The 16,957-nt window shown below is 54.2% G+C and carries 15 protein-coding genes; 9 read left to right on the forward strand and 6 right to left on the reverse strand.

Annotation, left to right across the window (positions count from 1 at the left end; genetic code table 11):
* Positions 1-5 precede the first annotated feature (5 nt).
* Positions 6-1,397, forward strand: a complete 1,392-nt coding sequence (locus QMZ65_RS01220; RefSeq protein WP_283215238.1) for a basic amino acid/polyamine antiporter — start codon at positions 6-8, stop codon at positions 1,395-1,397.
* On the opposite strand, the gene QMZ65_RS01225 is transcribed toward QMZ65_RS01220, so the two are convergent.
* Positions 1,398-1,811 carry a hypothetical protein gene (locus QMZ65_RS01225; RefSeq protein WP_038646835.1) on the reverse strand — a complete coding sequence of 138 codons (414 nt, stop codon included), beginning with the start codon at positions 1,809-1,811 and terminating at the stop codon, positions 1,398-1,400.
* Between the two features lie 176 nt (positions 1,812-1,987).
* On the opposite strand from QMZ65_RS01225, the gene rstA reads away from it, so the two are divergent.
* The 6 genes from rstA to QMZ65_RS01250 all read left to right on the forward strand — a co-directional run bounded on the left by rstA (position 1,988) and on the right by QMZ65_RS01250 (position 7,256).
* Positions 1,988-2,713 (forward strand): two-component system response regulator RstA, encoded by a 726-nt coding sequence (gene rstA / locus QMZ65_RS01230; protein ID WP_097117065.1) that lies wholly within the window; start codon positions 1,988-1,990, stop codon positions 2,711-2,713.
* The gene (rstB, locus tag QMZ65_RS01235; protein WP_283215239.1) at positions 2,710-4,020 is read left to right on the forward strand and encodes a two-component system sensor histidine kinase RstB; all 1,311 of its coding nucleotides are present in this window, start codon (positions 2,710-2,712) and stop codon (positions 4,018-4,020) included. Before rstA ends, rstB begins: the two co-directional genes overlap by 4 nt.
* A gap of 12 nt (positions 4,021-4,032) precedes the next feature.
* Complete coding sequence (locus tag QMZ65_RS01240) at positions 4,033-5,520, forward strand: carboxypeptidase M32 (protein ID WP_283215240.1); 1,488 nt, start codon at positions 4,033-4,035, stop codon at positions 5,518-5,520.
* Between the two features lie 170 nt (positions 5,521-5,690).
* Positions 5,691-6,170 carry an acid resistance repetitive basic protein Asr gene (gene asr, locus QMZ65_RS01245; RefSeq protein WP_283215241.1) on the forward strand — a complete coding sequence of 160 codons (480 nt, stop codon included), beginning with the start codon at positions 5,691-5,693 and terminating at the stop codon, positions 6,168-6,170.
* 82 nt (positions 6,171-6,252) lie between these two features.
* Positions 6,253-6,333: a small membrane protein YdgU gene (gene ydgU, locus QMZ65_RS25310; protein WP_455843913.1), complete on the forward strand. Its 81-nt coding sequence runs from the start codon at positions 6,253-6,255 to the stop codon at positions 6,331-6,333.
* Between the two features lie 116 nt (positions 6,334-6,449).
* Positions 6,450-7,256: a trypsin-like serine peptidase gene (locus QMZ65_RS01250; RefSeq protein WP_034821307.1), complete on the forward strand. Its 807-nt coding sequence runs from the start codon at positions 6,450-6,452 to the stop codon at positions 7,254-7,256.
* Between the two features lie 110 nt (positions 7,257-7,366).
* Here QMZ65_RS01250 and hrpA read toward each other — a convergent pair whose 3' ends face one another.
* Positions 7,367-11,263: an ATP-dependent RNA helicase HrpA gene (hrpA, locus tag QMZ65_RS01255; protein WP_283215242.1), complete on the reverse strand. Its 3,897-nt coding sequence runs from the start codon at positions 11,261-11,263 to the stop codon at positions 7,367-7,369.
* A 255-nt stretch (positions 11,264-11,518) separates the two neighbouring features.
* Here hrpA and azoR point away from each other — a divergent pair, with 255 nt between their 5' ends.
* Positions 11,519-12,118: an FMN-dependent NADH-azoreductase gene (azoR, locus tag QMZ65_RS01260; protein WP_034821315.1), complete on the forward strand. Its 600-nt coding sequence runs from the start codon at positions 11,519-11,521 to the stop codon at positions 12,116-12,118.
* 104 nt (positions 12,119-12,222) lie between these two features.
* On the opposite strand, the gene QMZ65_RS01265 is transcribed toward azoR, so the two are convergent.
* From QMZ65_RS01265 to QMZ65_RS01275, 3 genes are read right to left on the reverse strand one after another with little or no spacing between them, the layout of a single operon-like run.
* Positions 12,223-12,543 carry a YdbL family probable chaperone protein gene (locus QMZ65_RS01265; protein WP_283215420.1) on the reverse strand — a complete coding sequence of 107 codons (321 nt, stop codon included), beginning with the start codon at positions 12,541-12,543 and terminating at the stop codon, positions 12,223-12,225.
* Positions 12,544-12,554: 11 nt separating this feature from the next.
* Positions 12,555-12,743, reverse strand: coding sequence for a YnbE family lipoprotein (locus QMZ65_RS01270; RefSeq protein ID WP_013509194.1), 189 nt, complete (start codon positions 12,741-12,743; stop codon positions 12,555-12,557).
* A complete protein-coding gene (locus QMZ65_RS01275) occupies positions 12,740-15,358 on the reverse strand; it encodes a YdbH family protein (RefSeq protein ID WP_283215243.1) in 2,619 nt (872 codons plus the stop codon). The genes QMZ65_RS01270 and QMZ65_RS01275 overlap by 4 nt, the downstream gene beginning before the upstream one ends.
* A gap of 165 nt (positions 15,359-15,523) precedes the next feature.
* Here QMZ65_RS01275 and QMZ65_RS01280 point away from each other — a divergent pair, with 165 nt between their 5' ends.
* Complete coding sequence (locus tag QMZ65_RS01280; protein WP_034821521.1) at positions 15,524-16,516, forward strand: 2-hydroxyacid dehydrogenase; 993 nt, start codon at positions 15,524-15,526, stop codon at positions 16,514-16,516.
* A gap of 16 nt (positions 16,517-16,532) precedes the next feature.
* Here QMZ65_RS01280 and QMZ65_RS01285 read toward each other — a convergent pair whose 3' ends face one another.
* A complete protein-coding gene (locus QMZ65_RS01285) occupies positions 16,533-16,805 on the reverse strand; it encodes a putative hemolysin (protein WP_283215244.1) in 273 nt (90 codons plus the stop codon).
* Positions 16,806-16,957 lie beyond the last annotated feature (152 nt).

The raw sequence follows: 16,957 nt of genomic DNA on the forward strand, positions 1-16,957 counted from the left end.
GTGTTTTGGATAAAAAATTAGGTTTGAGCGCGCTCACTGCGTTGGTACTCAGCTCGATGCTCGGTGCGGGTGTGTTTAGCCTGCCACAAAATATGGCTGCCGTCGCCGGCCCCGCTGCACTGCTGATTGGCTGGCTGATCACTGGTGTGGGCATCCTGTTTCTTGCGTTTGCCATGCTGCTGCTGACACGCTTAAAACCCGAACTGGACGGCGGGATTTTTACCTATGCGCGCGCCGGATTTGGTGAGTTGGTAGGATTTTGTTCTGCCTGGGGCTACTGGCTCTGTGCGGTCATCGCCAACGTGTCGTATCTGGTGATTGTCTTTTCGGCGCTGAGTTTCTTCACCGATTCGCCTGACCACGTGGTGTTTGGCGACGGCAATACCTGGCAGGCAATGCTCGGTGCGTCAGTCCTGTTATGGCTGGTGCACTGGCTGGTATTGCGTGGCGTGCAAACCGCCGCCAGCATCAACCTGCTCGCTACCCTGGGGAAACTAGTGCCACTGCTGCTGTTTGTGGTGTTGGCTTTACTCGCATTCAACTACGATCGCTTCCACTTTGACTTCAGCGGCGCCACGCTAGGCCAGCCACTCTGGCAGCAAGTCAAGCAGACCATGTTGATTACTTTGTGGGTCTTCATTGGTGTGGAAGGCGCCGTGGTGGTCTCCGCGCGGGCACGCCATAAGAAAGATGTGGGGCGCGCCACCATGCTGGCGGTTATCGCGGCACTGCTGGTTTACTTACTGGTGACCCTGCTTGCACTGGGCGTGGTGCCGCGTGCAGAGCTGGCGCAAATGCGAAATCCCTCCATGGCCGGCTTGATGCAGCATCTGTTGGGACATTGGGGTAATACGGTGATTGCGGTGGGTCTGATTATTTCCGTGTGTGGCGCGTATTTAAGCTGGACAATTATGGCGGCAGAAGTCCCTTTCCTTGCCGCACAGCAAGGGGCTTTTCCCCGCAGCATTGCACGCCAGAATCGTCATAATTCGCCGGCTGCTTCACTTTGGCTCACCAACGGCAGTGTACAGGTCTGTCTGATCCTGATTGCTGTGACTGGCGCAGATTACAATACTCTCCTGACCATTGCGTCAGAGATGATTCTGGTGCCGTATCTTCTGGTGGGTCTGTATTTAATCAAAGTGGTTCGCGGTCAAAAAAATCCGCTGGCGATGACGGTAGGATTGGGCGCCAGTGCGTACGGATTCTGGCTGCTTTACGCTTCGGGTCCGTTGCACCTGCTGCTGTCCGTTGTGCTCTACGCACCGGGGTTACTGCTGTTCCTCTATGCGCGACGCGGCGGCCGTGGCAACAAGGTGTTGTCGCAACTGGAGCGCATCGCTATAGGATTACTGATTGCTGCAGCACTGCCAGCGATGTGGCAGCTCACGCAGTAACTAGTGAGGCTGAACCGGGATGGAAACGCACAGCAGGTCATCCTGCTGTGTCAGATTGAGCGCTTTACGGTATTCCTGATGAATTGCGTCCAGCTGATCTTCTGACAGAGGATAAGGCAGTTGAATATCGAATCGGCTGATGTGCTGCTGCTCAGCTAAGGTGATCAGTCGCGCGATGTTGATCTCATCACTGACCTGCGTAGAAATGATTTGTAATGCTAATTCTTTCAGATGATCGTCGCTTGCCGCTAAGCCATGCGCAGATTTTCGCGTCACCATGCCAAATATCGGCATGACACCGTAAATGGCGTCAACGAAACTCCAGCGTTTTTTGCAGGAAGCAGAAAGAAAATCGCTGTAATTGAAGCAGATGCGGTCACTGTATCCGGCTGAAGCCAGCTCTTTATCAGACACCCTCGCACTCCTCCTGGTTTTCGTTACGGTTCCGAACCTTGCGCTACAACGCGCCGCTAATAATGGCACATTTCAGCGTAAATATACCAGTCAGGCAGGGATATTTCGTGCGATAGCGTAGAGCTCAGGACCAGGAAAAGTTATGCTGCTGTCATTCTCATCACTTGCCGTGAAATATGAACAAAATTGTCTATGTGGAAGATGAGCCAGAAGTCGGTGAATTGATCGCCGCTTATCTTGGCCGCCACGATATTGAAGTGACTGTTGAAACGCGCGGTGACCGTGCTGAAGCGACTATTTTAGAAGCCGATCCCGATCTGGTGCTACTGGATATTATGTTGCCGGGCAAAGATGGCATGACCGTTTGCCGCGACTTGCGCGCGCACTGGTCAGGGCCGATTGTGCTGCTGACCTCGCTCGACAGTGACATGAACCACATTCTGGCGCTGGAAATGGGCGCCAACGATTACATTTTGAAAACCACGCCGCCCGCTGTTTTGCTTGCGCGCTTGCGTCTGCATCTGCGCCAGGCGCAGGGTTCTCAGCCTGAAGTTACGCCCGCTATTCAGAGTTCCCAGCGAGTGTTGCGTTTTGGTTCACTGACCATCGATTCACTCAATCGTCAGGTGACGCTGTTCGATGAAAACATCACCCTCTCCACCGCCGATTTCGATCTGCTGTGGGAGCTGGCTACGCATGCAGGACAAATCCTGAACCGCGATGCATTGCTGAAAACGCTGCGTGGTGTGAGCTACGACGGCATGGACCGCAGTATTGATGTGGCGATTTCTCGTCTGCGCAAAAAACTGTATGACAGCGCCACCGAACCGTTCCGCATCAAAACCATCCGCAATAAAGGTTACCTGTTCGCGCCTCAGGCCTGGGATACCCGCTCCGCATGAGAAAGCTCTTTATCCAGTTCTATTTGCTGTTGTTCGTTTGCTTTCTGGTGATGACTTTGCTGGTGGGCCTGGTGTACAAGTTCACTGCTGAGCGTGCGGGCCGCCAGTCAATGAATGATTTGATGGCCAGTTCGCTGTTTCTCATGCGCAGCGAACTGCGTGAGATCCCCCCGCGCGACTGGAACAAAACCATCCGCAACCTCGACCTCGATCTGTCGTTTGAGCTGCATATCGAACCGATGAGTAAGTATCAGCTGGATGAACCGGATATGCGCCGCCTGCGCGCCGGGGAGATTGTCGCGCTCGACGATCAATACACCTTCCTGCAGCACATTCCACGCAGCCATTATGTGCTGTCGGTCGGCCCGATTCCTTATCTGTTTTATCTGCATCAAATGCGCATTTTGGATATCGCGCTGCTGGCCTTCATCGGTATGTCTTTGGCGCTGCCGGTGTTTATCTGGCTACGACCGCACTGGCAGGAGATGCAGCGGCTGGAGAAAGCCGCGCAGCGTTTTGGTCGCGGCGAGCTGGATGTACGTACCCATTTCGAAAGCACATCAAGTCTGCACAGTCTTGGCGTGGCGTTTAACCAGATGGCCGATAACATCAACACGCTGGTCGCCAGTAAGAAACAGTTGATTGATGGCATTGCTCATGAGTTAAGAACCCCGCTGGTTCGCCTGCGTTATCGCTTAGAGATGAGTGACAATCTTAGCGAAGCCGAGTCGGCGGCACTCAATCGCGATGTCGGCCAGTTAGAAAGCCTGATTGAAGAGCTGTTAACCTATGCCCGCCTCGACCGCCCGCGTGTCGATCTTAACCTTCAGTCGTTTGATTTGGCGCAGTGGTTGCGTGTGCATATCGAAGATGTGCAAACCATGAATCCTCAAGCGCATATCGCGCTGGATATTCCGCAACTTGAGAATGTGGGCTCCGCCGATACCCGTTTGATGGAACGCGTGCTGGATAATCTGGTGAATAATGCGCTGCGTTATGCCCAACAGCGTCTGCGCGTCAGTCTGTGGTTTGACGGCGCCATCGGTAATTTACAGGTAGAAGATGATGGTCCAGGTATTCCACCTGAAGAGCGCGCACGCGTTTTTGAACCTTTTGTGCGTCTCGATCCTAGTCGCGATCGCGCGACCGGCGGCTGTGGGCTCGGGCTGGCGATTGTCCACTCTATTGCACAGGCACTGCAGGGACACGTCACCATTGAGAGCAGCCCGCTCGGTGGCGCCAGCGTTCGCTTCTGCTGGCCGGTTGATCTACCCTTGCGAGATATTTCGCCCCGTTTACCGTCATAAGGAGCTTTAATTGTGACTTCTGCTTATCAGGAACTTAGCAAAACTTTCCAGCGCCTGGCACGCTTTGGCCATCTTGGGGCTATTGCCGGTGTCGATATGCAAACCACTATGCCACCCGGCGGCAGCCAGGCGCGCGGTGAAGCCATGGCGGAACTTAGTGTGTTTATGCATGAAGTGTTGACCGATAAACGACTTGGCGGCTTATTCGATGCCGCCCAGCAGGAATCGTTGAACGATGTAGAGCACGCTAACCTGAGCGAGATGCAGCGTGCGTGGCAGCAAGCAACGATTCTGCCTGCTTCGTTGGTTGAAGCCAAATCGCTGGCCGGTTCGCGTTGTGAGCATGCCTGGCGCCAACAGCGCCCTGCCAACGACTGGCAAGGCTTCTCGGCTAACCTAAAAGAAGTGGTGAAACTCAGCCGTGAGGAAGCCCAGTTACGCGCCGAAGCGCTGGGTGTGTCTCGTTATGACGCGTTACTGGATGTGTTCGAACCGGGCATGACCAGTGCACAACTCGACAATACCTTTGGCGAATTAAAAAGCTGGCTGCCCGCGCTGCTGCAGAAAGCCGTCGAGAAGCAGCAGAAAACCGCCATCGCGGCGCCGGTGGGTCCCTTTGCTGTTGAAGCACAGAAGCAGCTCGGCTTGAGTGTAATGAAAACGCTGGGCTTTGATTTCAATCATGGTCGCCTGGATGTCAGCGCCCACCCCTTCTGTGGCGGCGTGCCGGAAGATGTGCGCATTACCACCCGTTACAATGAGAGCGACTTCCTCAGTGCCATGATGGGCGTGATCCACGAAACCGGTCACGCACGTTACGAGCAGAACCTACCAAAGCAATGGCGTGGACAACCGGTGGCCCACGCTCGCTCGACTGCCATGCATGAATCCCAAAGCCTGTTTATGGAGATGCAATTAGGGCGCAGCAAGGCATTCCTGCAGCATATCCATCCGCAGGTTGTCGCCTTAATGGGTGACCAGCCGGCATTAGCGTTGGATAACTTTGTTCGCCAGACACAACGCGTGAAGCCAGGCTTTATTCGCGTGGACGCGGATGAACTGAGCTATCCAGCTCACGTGATTCTGCGTTACGAAATCGAACGTGCGTTGATTGAAGGTGAGATTGAAGTTGATGACATCCCCGCGCTGTGGGATGAAAAAATGCAGCAATCGCTGGGAATAGATACCCGTGGCAATTATCGTGATGGCTGCATGCAGGATATTCACTGGACCGATGGCGCTTTCGGTTACTTCCCGACGTACACCTTAGGTGCCATGTACGCTGCCCAGCTGTTCCAGGCGGTGAAGCGCGCGATTCCTCAAGTGGAAGATCTGATCCGTAACGGAGAGTTGCAGCCGGTGTTTGACTGGTTACAACAGAACATCTGGCAGCACGGCAGCCGCTTCCCGACGCAACAACTGTTAGTGAATGCCACGGGCGAAACGCTCAATCCGCACTATTTCCGTCAGCACCTTGAACAACGCTACCTCTCTGCGTAAACTGCGCGGCGGCCCAATCGGCCGCCCTTTTCACTTCCTTTACCCGCCTTTGTACATTCCGTTACACGCCGATACCAATGCCTCACGGAAAGACTGAATTGTTTTTCATATAGTTCTTTCACCGGCCCCGCAGTGGGCTACACATGAAAAAATAGTTCGAGGATTTTGCGATGAAAAAATTAGTTGCACTGGTGATCGCCGCTGCTATGGGTATGTCTTCTGTTGCTTTCGCTGCTGAGACCACTACAGCTGCTCCGGCTGCTGCCGCTACCACTACCGCAGCACCTGTTAAACATAAAGCGGTTCATCATAAGAAAGTTGCCCAGAAAGCGCAGGCAGCTAAGAAACACAAAAAAGTAGAGAAGAAAGCGCCAGCTGCACAGAAAGCTCAGGCTGCTAAAAAGCACCACAAAAAAGCAACCAAACCAGCTGCACAGAAAGCCCAGGCTGCTAAAAAGCACCACAAAAAAGCAACCAAGCCAGCTGCACAGAAAGCCCAGGCTGCTAAAAAGCACCACAAAAAAGCAACCAAGCCAGCTGCACAGAAAGCTCAGGCTGCTAAAAAGCACCACAAAAAAGTAACTAAACCAGCTGCACAGAAAGCTCAGGCTGCTAAAAAGCACCACAAAGTGAAAAAAGCGGCTAAATAAGTCGGCCTCTTAGCGCCAACACCGCATTAACGATTGAAAACACCCGGTTATGCCGGGTGTTTATTTACTGGAGTAGCGAAAAATGGTGCGTCGCTATCGCTTCGAAATTATCCTGATTGTGATGATCCTGTGCGGCATTGTTGCAGCCAGCTTTTTTATCTAGTCGTTGTAGCGTGCTGATTACTCCAATATTTCTCCCTTTTTTCCCGCTCTCCGACTATAGTTATCGCTCAAGCGTGATGACAATAACCTCTTCTTATTCTCGCCATTGAGAGAACTATGCGCCTGGCTATCCTGTTACTTGTTGGAATTTTCAGTTTTAACCTCGCAGCACATGCCGATGATGAAGATGGGCCAAGCCCGGAAGACATCAAGACGCTATTTTTTGGCAAAGACCACCGCAAAGCCATTACGGATGTGAGTGCCGCTCCCTGGGATGCCATTGGCCAACTGGAGACCGAAAGTGGCAACCTCTGCACGGCCACCCTGATATCCGCCCATCTGGCATTAACCGCTGGACACTGCCTGCTCGCCCCTCCGGGTAAATTTGATAAACCGGTGGCGCTGCGTTTTATGTCAGGTGCTAAAGGCTGGCGTTACGAAATACATGATATTGATGCGCGTGTAGAACCTTCACTGGCGCGCAGGCTACAGGCCGATGGTGAGGGCTGGATCGTGCCACCGGGCGCGGCACCTTACGATTACGGGCTGGTTATTTTGCATAATCCGCCGTCGGGTATTGTACCCATCCCCTTATTTGACGGCTCACGTAGCGATTTAACCGATGCGTTGAAAACCACCGAACGCAAAGTGACACAAGCCGGTTACCCTGCTGATCACCTCGACACGCTCTATTCTCACAGCGACTGCCTGATTACCGGCTGGGCGCAACGCGCGGTGCTGTCTCATCAATGTGATACGTTGCCAGGCGACAGCGGATCGCCGCTGCTACTGAAAAGTGGTGATGGCTGGAAACTGATTGCGGTGCAAAGCTCTGCACCCGCACCGGCGGACCGTTATCGCGCGGATAACCGTGCCATCGCGGTGACGTCGTTTAAAGACAGTCTGGAAGAGCTGGCGAAATAAGATTTTCGCCACAGAATCGCTCACCTTCTTCGCGCCAGGGAGTTTCATGCGCAGTCAGCGATATTTCACTCACAGAGGCGCAGAAATAGCGCCTCTGTGCTTTTGTTGACTCAGCTAATCTGTTCCATCGCCTGCAGAATACGCTTATCAGAGATAGGATAAGGTGTGCCCAGCTGCTGAGCAAAATAGCTAATCCGTAACTCCTCAAGCATCCAGCGGATCGCCTGAACTTCAGCATCATCCTGACGCTGCGGGGGCAGTTTATTGCGCCATGCTTGCCACGCCTGCTCTGTGGCCTGCACTTTCAGCATGCGCGCACGATCGCTGTAAGGGTCAGTCGGCAGTTTTTCAAGGCGGCGCTCGATGCCCTGTAAATAGCGCAACGTATCGCCCAGATGCTGATAGCCATTACCGGTGACAAAGCCGCGGTATACCAAGCCACTCATTTGCGCTTTAATATCAGACAGTGCCAGCGCCAGCGTCATGTCGACACGACCCTTCAGGAACTTGTTGATATTGAATACGCTGGTCAGAATCTGCTCGACCTGTTTGGCAATCGTCACCACAGTTTCGTTCAATTCAGCTCGCACTTTGTCGCGCAGTTGCTCGAAATTCTCCTGTTGCCATGCCGGACCGCCCGCTTCCGCCATCAGTTTGTCGACTCCACAAGCGATGCAGTCATCAATCAAATCCAGCACTTTGCCGTAGGGATTGAAGTACAAGCCGAGCTTGGCTTTGTTGGGCAGTTTCTCGTGCAGATACTTGATCGGCGACGGGATGTTCAACAGTAACAAGCGACGCTGACCGCGCCACATCATTTTCTGCTGCTCCAGTTCATTATCGAACAGCCGAATGGCGACACTGTCTTTCTCGTCGACCAGTGCGGGCCAGGCTTTAACCTGATAGCTGCCGCGTTTCTGCTCGTAACTTTGCGGCAAATCACCAAAGCTCCAGATGTGCAGTCCGCTCTGCTCCAGCCCATCGTCTGCGACTTTCGACAGCGTTTCCTGCACTTTACCTTTCAATACCTGCTTTAATTGATGCAGGTCTTTGCCTTCCTGCAGTTTGCGGTTGTGTTCATCCACAATGCGGAAGGTCATTTTCAGGTGATCGGGCACCTGATCCCACTGCCAGGCTTCACGGTCAATGGTGACGCCGGTCATGCGGCGGAACTCGCGCTCCAGCGCATCCAGCAGCGGTAACTCCATCGCTTTAACACGACCGAGGAAAGCTTCTGCATAGTTCGGTGCAGGCACCAGATTGCGGCGCGTTGGTTTTGGCAGCGATTTAATCAGTGCAATCACCAACTCACGGCGCACGCCGGGGATTTGCCACTCAAACCCCCCCTCTTCAACCTGATTCAGCAACGGCAACGGAATGTGAACGGTCACACCATCGGCATCCGCGCCGGGCTCAAACTGATAGCTCAGTTTTAGCTTCAGATTGCCCTGATGCCAGAAATTCGGGTAATCGAGCTGGCTGACTTTATCCGCGCCATCTTTGATCAGCATCTGCTTATCAAAACTCAGCAGGTCAGGATTGTCCTTGCTCGCCTGTTTCCACCAGCTATCAAAGTGGCGTGCGGAGACCACGTCAGCGCCAATGCGGCGGTCGTAGAAAGCAAACAACGTTTCATCATCGACCAGAATGTCACGACGACGTGATTTGTGTTCCAGATCTTCCACTTCACTGCGCAATTTGAGGTTGTTGCGCAGAAACGCATGGCGCGTCTGCCAGTCGCCTTCCACCAGCGCGTGGCGGATAAACAGCTCACGACTGAGTGGCGCATCAATGCGGCTGTAGTTGACCTTACGCGCCTGCACAATTGCCAGGCCATACAGCGTGACTTTTTCTGTCGCCATTACCGCGCCCTGGGCTTTCTCCCAGTGCGGTTCGCTGTAGCTGCGTTTAATCAAATGCTGGGCCAGCGGTTCGATCCATTCGGGATCGATACGTGCGGCCACGCGGCCCCACAACCGGCTGGTCTCCACCAGTTCCGCGACCATGGTCCACTTCGGCGGCTTCTTAAACAGGCCGGAGCCAGGGAAAATGGAGAAGCGGGCATTACGCGCGCCAGTGAATTCATGCTTCTCATTGTCTTTCTGACCAATATGCGACAGTAATCCGGTCAGTAAAGCGCAGTGCACTTCACGATAGGGCGCGGGTTCGCTGTTAACCGGCATACCCTGTTCGCGTACCACCTGACGCAATTGCGTGTAAATATCCTGCCATTCACGCACGCGCAAATAGTTGAGAAAGTCGGTTTTACACTGACGCCGGAAGTGATTGCCCGACAGCGCTTTTTGCTGCTCCTGCAGATAATTCCACAGATTCACAAATGAGAGGAAATCCGACTCTTTGTCAGCAAAACGCCGATGTTTTTCATCGGATGCCTGCTGTTTATCACTTGGGCGCTCGCGCGGATCCTGAATCGATAAGGCCGCAGTGATGATCATCGCTTCACGCACACAGCCAAATTTTTGCGCTTCCAGTACCATGCGTGCCAGACGCGGATCGACTGGCAATTGCGCCAGCTGGCGGCCAGACGTCGTCAGCTTGTAGGTTTCATCCTCACTTAGCGTGATAGCGCCCAACTCTTCCAGCAAGCGCACGCCATCCTGAATATTGCGCTTGTCGGGTGCTTCGACAAACGGAAATGCGCCGATATCGCCCAGGCCGAGCGCCGTCATTTGCAAGATAACCGACGCCAGGTTGGTACGCAGAATTTCCGGATCGGTAAACGCCGGACGACTGAGGAAATCGTCTTCAGAGTAGAGACGGATACAGATCCCTTCCGACACACGTCCGCAACGCCCTTTACGTTGATTGGCGGATGCCTGAGAAATCGGCTCGATCGGCAGGCGCTGCACCTTAGTACGATAGCTGTAGCGGCTAATGCGCGCCGTACCGGGATCGATAACGTATTTAATGCCCGGTACGGTGAGTGAAGTCTCGGCCACGTTGGTGGCCAGCACGATGCGGCGTCCACTGTGTGACTGGAACACCCGGTTCTGTTCGGCATTCGACAGCCGCGCATACAGCGGTAAGATTTCGGTGTGCGGGATATCGCGCTTCATCAGCGCATCGGCGGTATCGCGAATTTCACGCTCGCCACTCATAAAGATCAGGATATCGCCACGGCTCTCGTGACCTAACTCATCGACCGCGTCAAAAATCGCCTGCAGCTGATCGCGGTCGGTATCGTCAGCGTCTTCCACCATTGGGCGGTAGCGCACTTCGACTGGATAGGTTCGGCCTGAGACTTCTATCACCGGCGCATTATGGAAGTGGCGAGAGAAACGCTGCGGATCGATGGTCGCCGAGGTGATGATCACTTTCAAATCGGGACGGCGCGGCAGCAGCTCACGCAGATATCCCAGCAGAAAATCGATGTTCAAACTGCGTTCGTGCGCTTCATCGATGATGATGGTGTCATATTGCAACAACTGACGATCCTGCTGGATTTCCGCCAGCAGAATACCGTCGGTCATCAGCTTCACTTGCGTCGTGTCGCTGACCTGGTCGTTAAAGCGCACCTTATAGCCGATAGTGCCGCCGAGCGAGGTTTCCAGCTCATCGGCAATACGATTGGCAACGGTACGTGCCGCCAGACGGCGCGGCTGCGTATGACCAATCAACCCTTTGACACCACGCCCGAGCGCCAGACAAATCTTCGGTAGCTGGGTGGTTTTCCCTGAACCGGTTTCCCCGGCCACAATCACCACCTGATGATCGCGAATCGCCTCGGCTATTTCTTGCTGCTTTTGACTGACCGGCAGATTTTCCGGGAAGGTGATGCGTGGCGTGGCCGCCGTGCGCTGTGCAATGCGCAGTTCAGCGGCAGCAAATTCGGCTTCTAGTTCTGTTGCAATGCCCTGCTGCGCGGCTGGATTTTTCACCTTCGCTGCGCCATGCAAACGGCGCTGCAAACGCTGGCGGTCGCGCAGCATCAGATTATCGAGCCGCGTCCAGAGTGGGGCCAAAGGGGAAGTGACGGATGATGACATAGTGGTGTGTTACCTGTGGTCGCGGCGAGCCTGGCAAAGTGCGCTCGATGCCGGCTGAAATTTCCCGGCGGATTCAATCAATTATTGCCCGGCATAATAGCACACTCTGGACAACCTCACCTGACCGGACGTGCGACCTTATTCAATAATTTCGAACATAGGTCTCGAAATATTGCGCTTTTACCTCGCGGAGGATCTCCGTAGAGTGTAACGCATTGAGCGGTAAGCCAACCGCGTAACGCACAGGAAAACACCATGAGCAAAGTTTTAGTTCTGAAATCAAGCATTCTGGCCGGTTACTCTCAGTCAAACCAACTGGCTGACTTCTACGCTGAAGAAGCGCGCGCCAAAGGTAATGAAGTGACTGTTCGCGATCTGGCTGCTCAGCCAATTCCCGTTCTGGATGGCGAGTTGGTTGGTGCACTGCGTCCTTCTGATGCTCCGCTGTCTCCACGTCAGCAGGAAGCCCTGGCGCTGTCTGATGAGCTGATTGCAGAACTGCAAGCGCATGACACTGTGGTTATTGCTGCGCCAATGTACAACTTCAACATCCCTACTCAGCTGAAAAACTACTTCGACCTGATTGCGCGTGCTGGCGTGACTTTCCGTTACACCGAAGCAGGCCCGGAAGGTCTGGTCACCGGTAAACGTGCCGTGATCCTGTCAAGCCGTGGCGGTATTCACAAAGATACCCCAACGGATCTGCTGACCCCATACGTGAAATTGTTCCTGGGCTTCATCGGCATCACCGATGTGAACTTCGTGTTCGCTGAAGGTATTGCTTATGGTCCAGAAGTGGCGACCAAAGCGGCTAACGACGCTAAAGACGCCATCAAGCAAATTGTTGCTGCGTAATCTTAAGAACGTGATGAATACCCGAGAATAATGGGTATGATGCCATCTTTGCCGGGCCTGAGTGCCCGGCTTTTTTATGGCTGTGACTCAGATAATGATGGGTTTTACTTACGTAACCACTGCCCGTTGATACCGCGCACATACTCTCCACTGCCTGCGCGACTCACCAGCTTTTCGCCCGCGATACGTGCCACTTCACTGGTGCTCAGATTGTTCTGCTGCGCGACGCGCTGATATTGTTGCATACGGCCATCATTAATCCGTTTCACCAACGCCAGGGTTTCATCATCCTGTTGTCGCGCCGCCACATAGCCACTGAGTGTTTCCCCCACGCGCCCCTGCTGCCGCGCTTCGTCCAGCGTCAGCGCCCACGCTGAAGGCATCAGCAGCAGCACCAGCAACAATGCCATCGCTTTCGATTTCATCATGCCGCTCCTCAAAACAGGCCGCTTTGGTTTTTCAGCAACGCTTCCACATCTTTATCGACCTTGATGTGGATTTCATGTTCGATCTTCACGTTCATATTGATGGTGATCGGCTCTTTCGGTGCCGCCACTTCAATGCGCGGCACGCAACCGATCAGCGGCAGCCCAGCTGCCAACACCAGCAATGCCCTGAGGCTCATGGTTGGGGATCCTTCTTTGATGGCAGGGTGGCATTTTGTTCCACCCAGGATTGCAAATTATCGCCAAAGCGCAGGCTGCGCCACAGCTGGAACAGATTTTCCTGATGCCGATAGTTGAGGTTAATCGACTGTCGGCGATTACTAAACTGACTGGTGCCTTTCACTTCGGACTGCATCGTGAGATTGCCGAAGTTATCGAGGTCCAAAGTGGCCCACGAACGGGAAATCTCCATGTAGCGCAGCCAGTCCATGGCGGCACCCGCGGCAAAGTTATTACTGACGATGGCATCCGCCATATCTTTATCCATGCGGAAGGTCAGCGGGCCGCTGTTGGCAATCCAGCCCTTCTCAATCAGCCATTGCGGATTATTCACCCATAGCGGTAGCTCGCCATTCACTTTGCCCGACATGGCGAACTGCTTCGGTTTGATCGCCGTGATCAGCTTGCTGAGGTTGATTTCACGCAGCGAAACGCGCGCGGGTTCATGCTGCGGCATGCGCAGTTCAGGCATGCTGACATGGCCGCCTAACAGATCGAGATTCACGTTACTGAGCGTCAACGGCTGGCGCTCTTGCCATGGATAGTGGCCCTGCAGATCGGCAGTGATGTTCTGCAACGCAAACTGGTTTTTGACTTCAGCGATGCGCAGTGAAACCGGACCGCGACGCCCTAACTGCCATTGGTGATCCTTGAGACGGAACGGCAGCGTGAAGTCGATGCCATTGATTTCACTGTCCGGCATCCACACGCTGCCCTTTTTTACTGCCCAGAAACCACCGGCTTCGAAGCCCTGTTTCGACGCCGCAGAAAACGCCATTTGCGCTCTCAGTTCACCTGACTGAATGCGCATCTTCAAATCGCTACTGAGCAACGGCTGGAACACCGTCAGTGACTGAGCTGGCCACCAGGCTTCACCGCGCAAACGTTCACCATCCCAGCGCCCGTGTACCCTTACCGGGCCGATATCTTCAGCAGTTAACTGACCGCGCCAGATAAAACGACTCGGATCGCTGCCTTTGGCCTCAAAACTCAGTTCTGAAGGCGGCAGCCAGCCGCCATAGCTAAACTGCGTCTGACCAGATTTCAGGGTAAAACCCCCGTTGAAAGCCGGACGCGCGACGTCTCGTTGCCAGCGAACCGGTGCGGTTAAGGTCAGGCGCGGTTTGTCGACTTGCACCATGCCATAGGCTAATTGATCAAAGCCGGTATTGAGTGTGTCCAGACTGATTAACGTATCCTGCCAGCTACCCGTGCCCTTCACATCCCATTTGGCATTGAGCGGCTGCATCATTCCATCGCCCCAGTATCGCCAGTTCCAGCGTCCGCTGTCTGGCCAAAAATCGCTGGCGCGTCCATCAAGATGCAGCGTAAAGCGACCGAAGTTGGGATCGTGTGCCTTCAAGATGGCCTGCAGGCGGCCATTAATACCGCGCGAGCCAACGGTGACGCCTGCCAGTGGCCAGCGCGTTTCATCCACTTCCAGCGTCGACAGTAATCGACCGCGCAAACGCAGCAGTGCACCTTGTTTAAGCGTGATTTGTGGATCGGTCAACATGCCGTGCAATATGCCCGGCATGCTGCCGAACAACTGCAGGTCGGCAAACTTACTTTCGCCGGTCAGCTGGAACGGTAACGCGCTGTCGGTAAGGCTCAATGTGCCCGGCCCGACACTCAGCACCAGGTTACCTTTACCGCCGCGGCCTTGGGTAAGCAGATTGAACCGCCCGCTGACCTGGGTGTTTTCCAGCCCCTGCTGCCAGTTGTCGAGGGTGAGCGCCAAACCACCCGACAGCGGTTGGTCAGCTTGCGGCCAGCGCCAATGTCCCTGAGTGATACGTATCTGCTGCGCATCGACCTGCCACGGTAACTGCAACAACGGCTGATCGTCACCCTGCTGATTAATCACCAGCGTGCCTTGCTGCTGCTGCCAGTTAAGCGTCATCGCCAGCGGCTGCGGCCACTGCGTCAGATTGACAGCACCGCTGAGTTCACCCGCCACCGGCAAACCGTTAGCAAAGGTGGGCAGCGTAAGATCACCGTGCAAATCGAGCGGTTTTGGTAGCAAAGGATGACTGATTTGGAGTTGTGCGATCTGCAGTTGCTGCCCCTGCAAACGTGCATCTAGTTGAAGGTTATCGCCCTGATAATGTAACTGCTGGACGCTTTTATCGAGGCTGAGATCAAAACGGCCGGCATATTGCTGCCAGGGTAAAATAGTCAGTTGCTCCAGATGGATATCGGCACCCGGTAACATGTGTTGCCATTCGGCCAGACTGCGCGGTGCACCGCTCGAATCGCTCTGTGGCAGGGCTTGCAGGCATTCACTGTTGAGCTGTACGGCCTGTGCACTGAGCTGCCAGCGTTTATGTTGCCAACCCAGCGCGACATCTTTGACATTCGCCAGCTCGCAGTCACCAGTCAGATAGCTTACCGCCGGAAAATGCACGCCGCCGTTGTGCCAGCGCGGTGAACCATTGAGCTCAACGCGGGTATTTTCCGGCAGCCAGATGCCCGCCAGACGCGGCAACCATTGCGTCAGCGTCAGCATTAATCCCAACAGCAGCAATATCAGCGCCAGTAGCGCAGCAAGTGTTCGACGGAGGCCCCGCGACATGGCAGTTAACTATCCTGTTCTTTACGCAATCCTGACGGAGATGATGTCATGTTATGCCGGGCAAATGAAGGTGTTAGCTATATAGCCTGGCTGAAGATCAGCAAAATGATGCAGAAAACGTTATTCTGTGATGATACCGACGTTGCATTTTTCAGGAGCGAAATAATGAAAGTTGCGGTTTACAGCACCAAACACTATGACCAGAAATACTTTGAACACGTCAATGCCAGCTTTGGATTTGAGCTGCAGTTCTTTGACTTCCTGCTGAGCGAAACCACGGCCAAAAATGCGGCGGGCTGCGATGCGGTGTGCATTTTCGTTAATGATGATGGCAGTAAAGGGGTGCTGGAGGAGCTGGCGGCACTGGGCGTGAAAACCATCGCGCTGCGCTGTGCCGGATTTAATAACGTCGACCTTGAAGCGGCTGCCGCCCTCGGTTTGCAGGTGGTACGCGTACCGGCCTATTCGCCGGAAGCGGTGGCTGAACACGCGGTGGGGTTGATGATGACGCTGAATCGCCGCATTCACCGCGCCTATCAACGCACACGTGATGCTAACTTCTCGCTGGATGGCCTGACCGGTTTCAATATGCACGGCAAAACGGCGGGTGTGATTGGCACCGGTAAAATCGGTGTGGCGACCATGCGCATCCTGAAAGGCTTCGGCATGCGTTTACTGGCGTTCGATCCTTATCCAAGTGCTGCTGCACTCGAACTGGGTGCCGAGTATGTCGATCTGAAAACGCTGTTTGCCGCATCCGATGTGATTACGCTGCATTGCCCAATGACGCCTGAAAATCATCATCTGCTCAATGCACAAGCCTTTAATCAAATGAAAGATGGGGTGATGATCATCAACACAAGCCGTGGTGGCCTGATCGACTCACAGGCAGCCATTGATGCGCTGAAGCAGCAAAAGATAGGTTCACTCGGTATGGATGTGTATGAAAATGAGCGCGATCTGTTCTTTGAAGATAAATCGAACGATGTGATTCAGGACGATGTGTTCCGTCGCCTGTCAGCCTGCCATAACGTGTTGTTCACCGGCCATCAGGCATTCCTGACTGCCGAAGCCCTGACGGCGATTTCCGAAACCACGCTCAGCAATTTACAGCAGCTTGAACGTGGCGAAGACTGCCCGAATCAGGTGAAAGCGTAAAGATGTGGCGCCTGCCTCAGCGGGCGCACTGTCCACCCATCAGCGCCTGCTCGTCACAACGACGGCCATTGGCTAACTGACACATGCCAATACGCGATCCATCCAGCTGGCGTGAAAACGCCAATGTTCCCCCGGCATTACTGCAATTCACTTCGGCCATAGATGCCATAACAACATGCGGTTGAACGTGTGCTGCGGTAGCCTGTTGTGGTGGTTCGTCATCACTGTTGCTGCTGCAGGCAGAAAGTAACAGTGCTGCACCGGCCAGCAGTAAGGTAGCGGCTCTCATCGGTCGGGCTCCGGGGAGTTGGGCTTAAAAGAGCCCCCAGCATATGTCAGGTGCGTCAAGGGATCGATAGGCGACACAGCTTTTTACAAATTTTTTTATCGCCTTTTGCAAGCAGAATTATCCTGATTGGACCTGAACAGCCTTTTTTCACC

It is taken from the genome of Pantoea sp. EABMAA-21, from assembly GCF_030053335.1.
Taxonomy (GTDB): Bacteria; Pseudomonadota; Gammaproteobacteria; order Enterobacterales; family Enterobacteriaceae; genus Pantoea; species Pantoea communis.

Excerpts from the sequence above, each read along its gene's own strand:
- hrpA (WP_283215242.1), bottom strand. The coding sequence starts at position 11,263 with ATGTCATCATCCGTCACTTCCCCTTTGGCCCCACTCTGGACGCGGCTC.
- QMZ65_RS01280 (WP_034821521.1), top strand. The coding sequence starts at position 15,524 with ATGAAAGTTGCGGTTTACAGCACCAAACACTATGACCAGAAATACTTT.
- QMZ65_RS01270 (WP_013509194.1), bottom strand. The coding sequence starts at position 12,743 with ATGAGCCTCAGGGCATTGCTGGTGTTGGCAGCTGGGCTGCCGCTGATC.
- QMZ65_RS01275 (WP_283215243.1), bottom strand. The coding sequence starts at position 15,358 with ATGTCGCGGGGCCTCCGTCGAACACTTGCTGCGCTACTGGCGCTGATA.
- QMZ65_RS01250 (WP_034821307.1), top strand. The coding sequence starts at position 6,450 with ATGCGCCTGGCTATCCTGTTACTTGTTGGAATTTTCAGTTTTAACCTC.
- asr (WP_283215241.1), top strand. The coding sequence starts at position 5,691 with ATGAAAAAATTAGTTGCACTGGTGATCGCCGCTGCTATGGGTATGTCT.
- rstB (WP_283215239.1), top strand. The coding sequence starts at position 2,710 with ATGAGAAAGCTCTTTATCCAGTTCTATTTGCTGTTGTTCGTTTGCTTT.
- rstA (WP_097117065.1), top strand. The coding sequence starts at position 1,988 with ATGAACAAAATTGTCTATGTGGAAGATGAGCCAGAAGTCGGTGAATTG.
- ydgU (WP_455843913.1), top strand. The coding sequence starts at position 6,253 with ATGGTGCGTCGCTATCGCTTCGAAATTATCCTGATTGTGATGATCCTG.
- azoR (WP_034821315.1), top strand. The coding sequence starts at position 11,519 with ATGAGCAAAGTTTTAGTTCTGAAATCAAGCATTCTGGCCGGTTACTCT.
- QMZ65_RS01285 (WP_283215244.1), bottom strand. The coding sequence starts at position 16,805 with ATGAGAGCCGCTACCTTACTGCTGGCCGGTGCAGCACTGTTACTTTCT.
- QMZ65_RS01265 (WP_283215420.1), bottom strand. The coding sequence starts at position 12,543 with ATGAAATCGAAAGCGATGGCATTGTTGCTGGTGCTGCTGCTGATGCCT.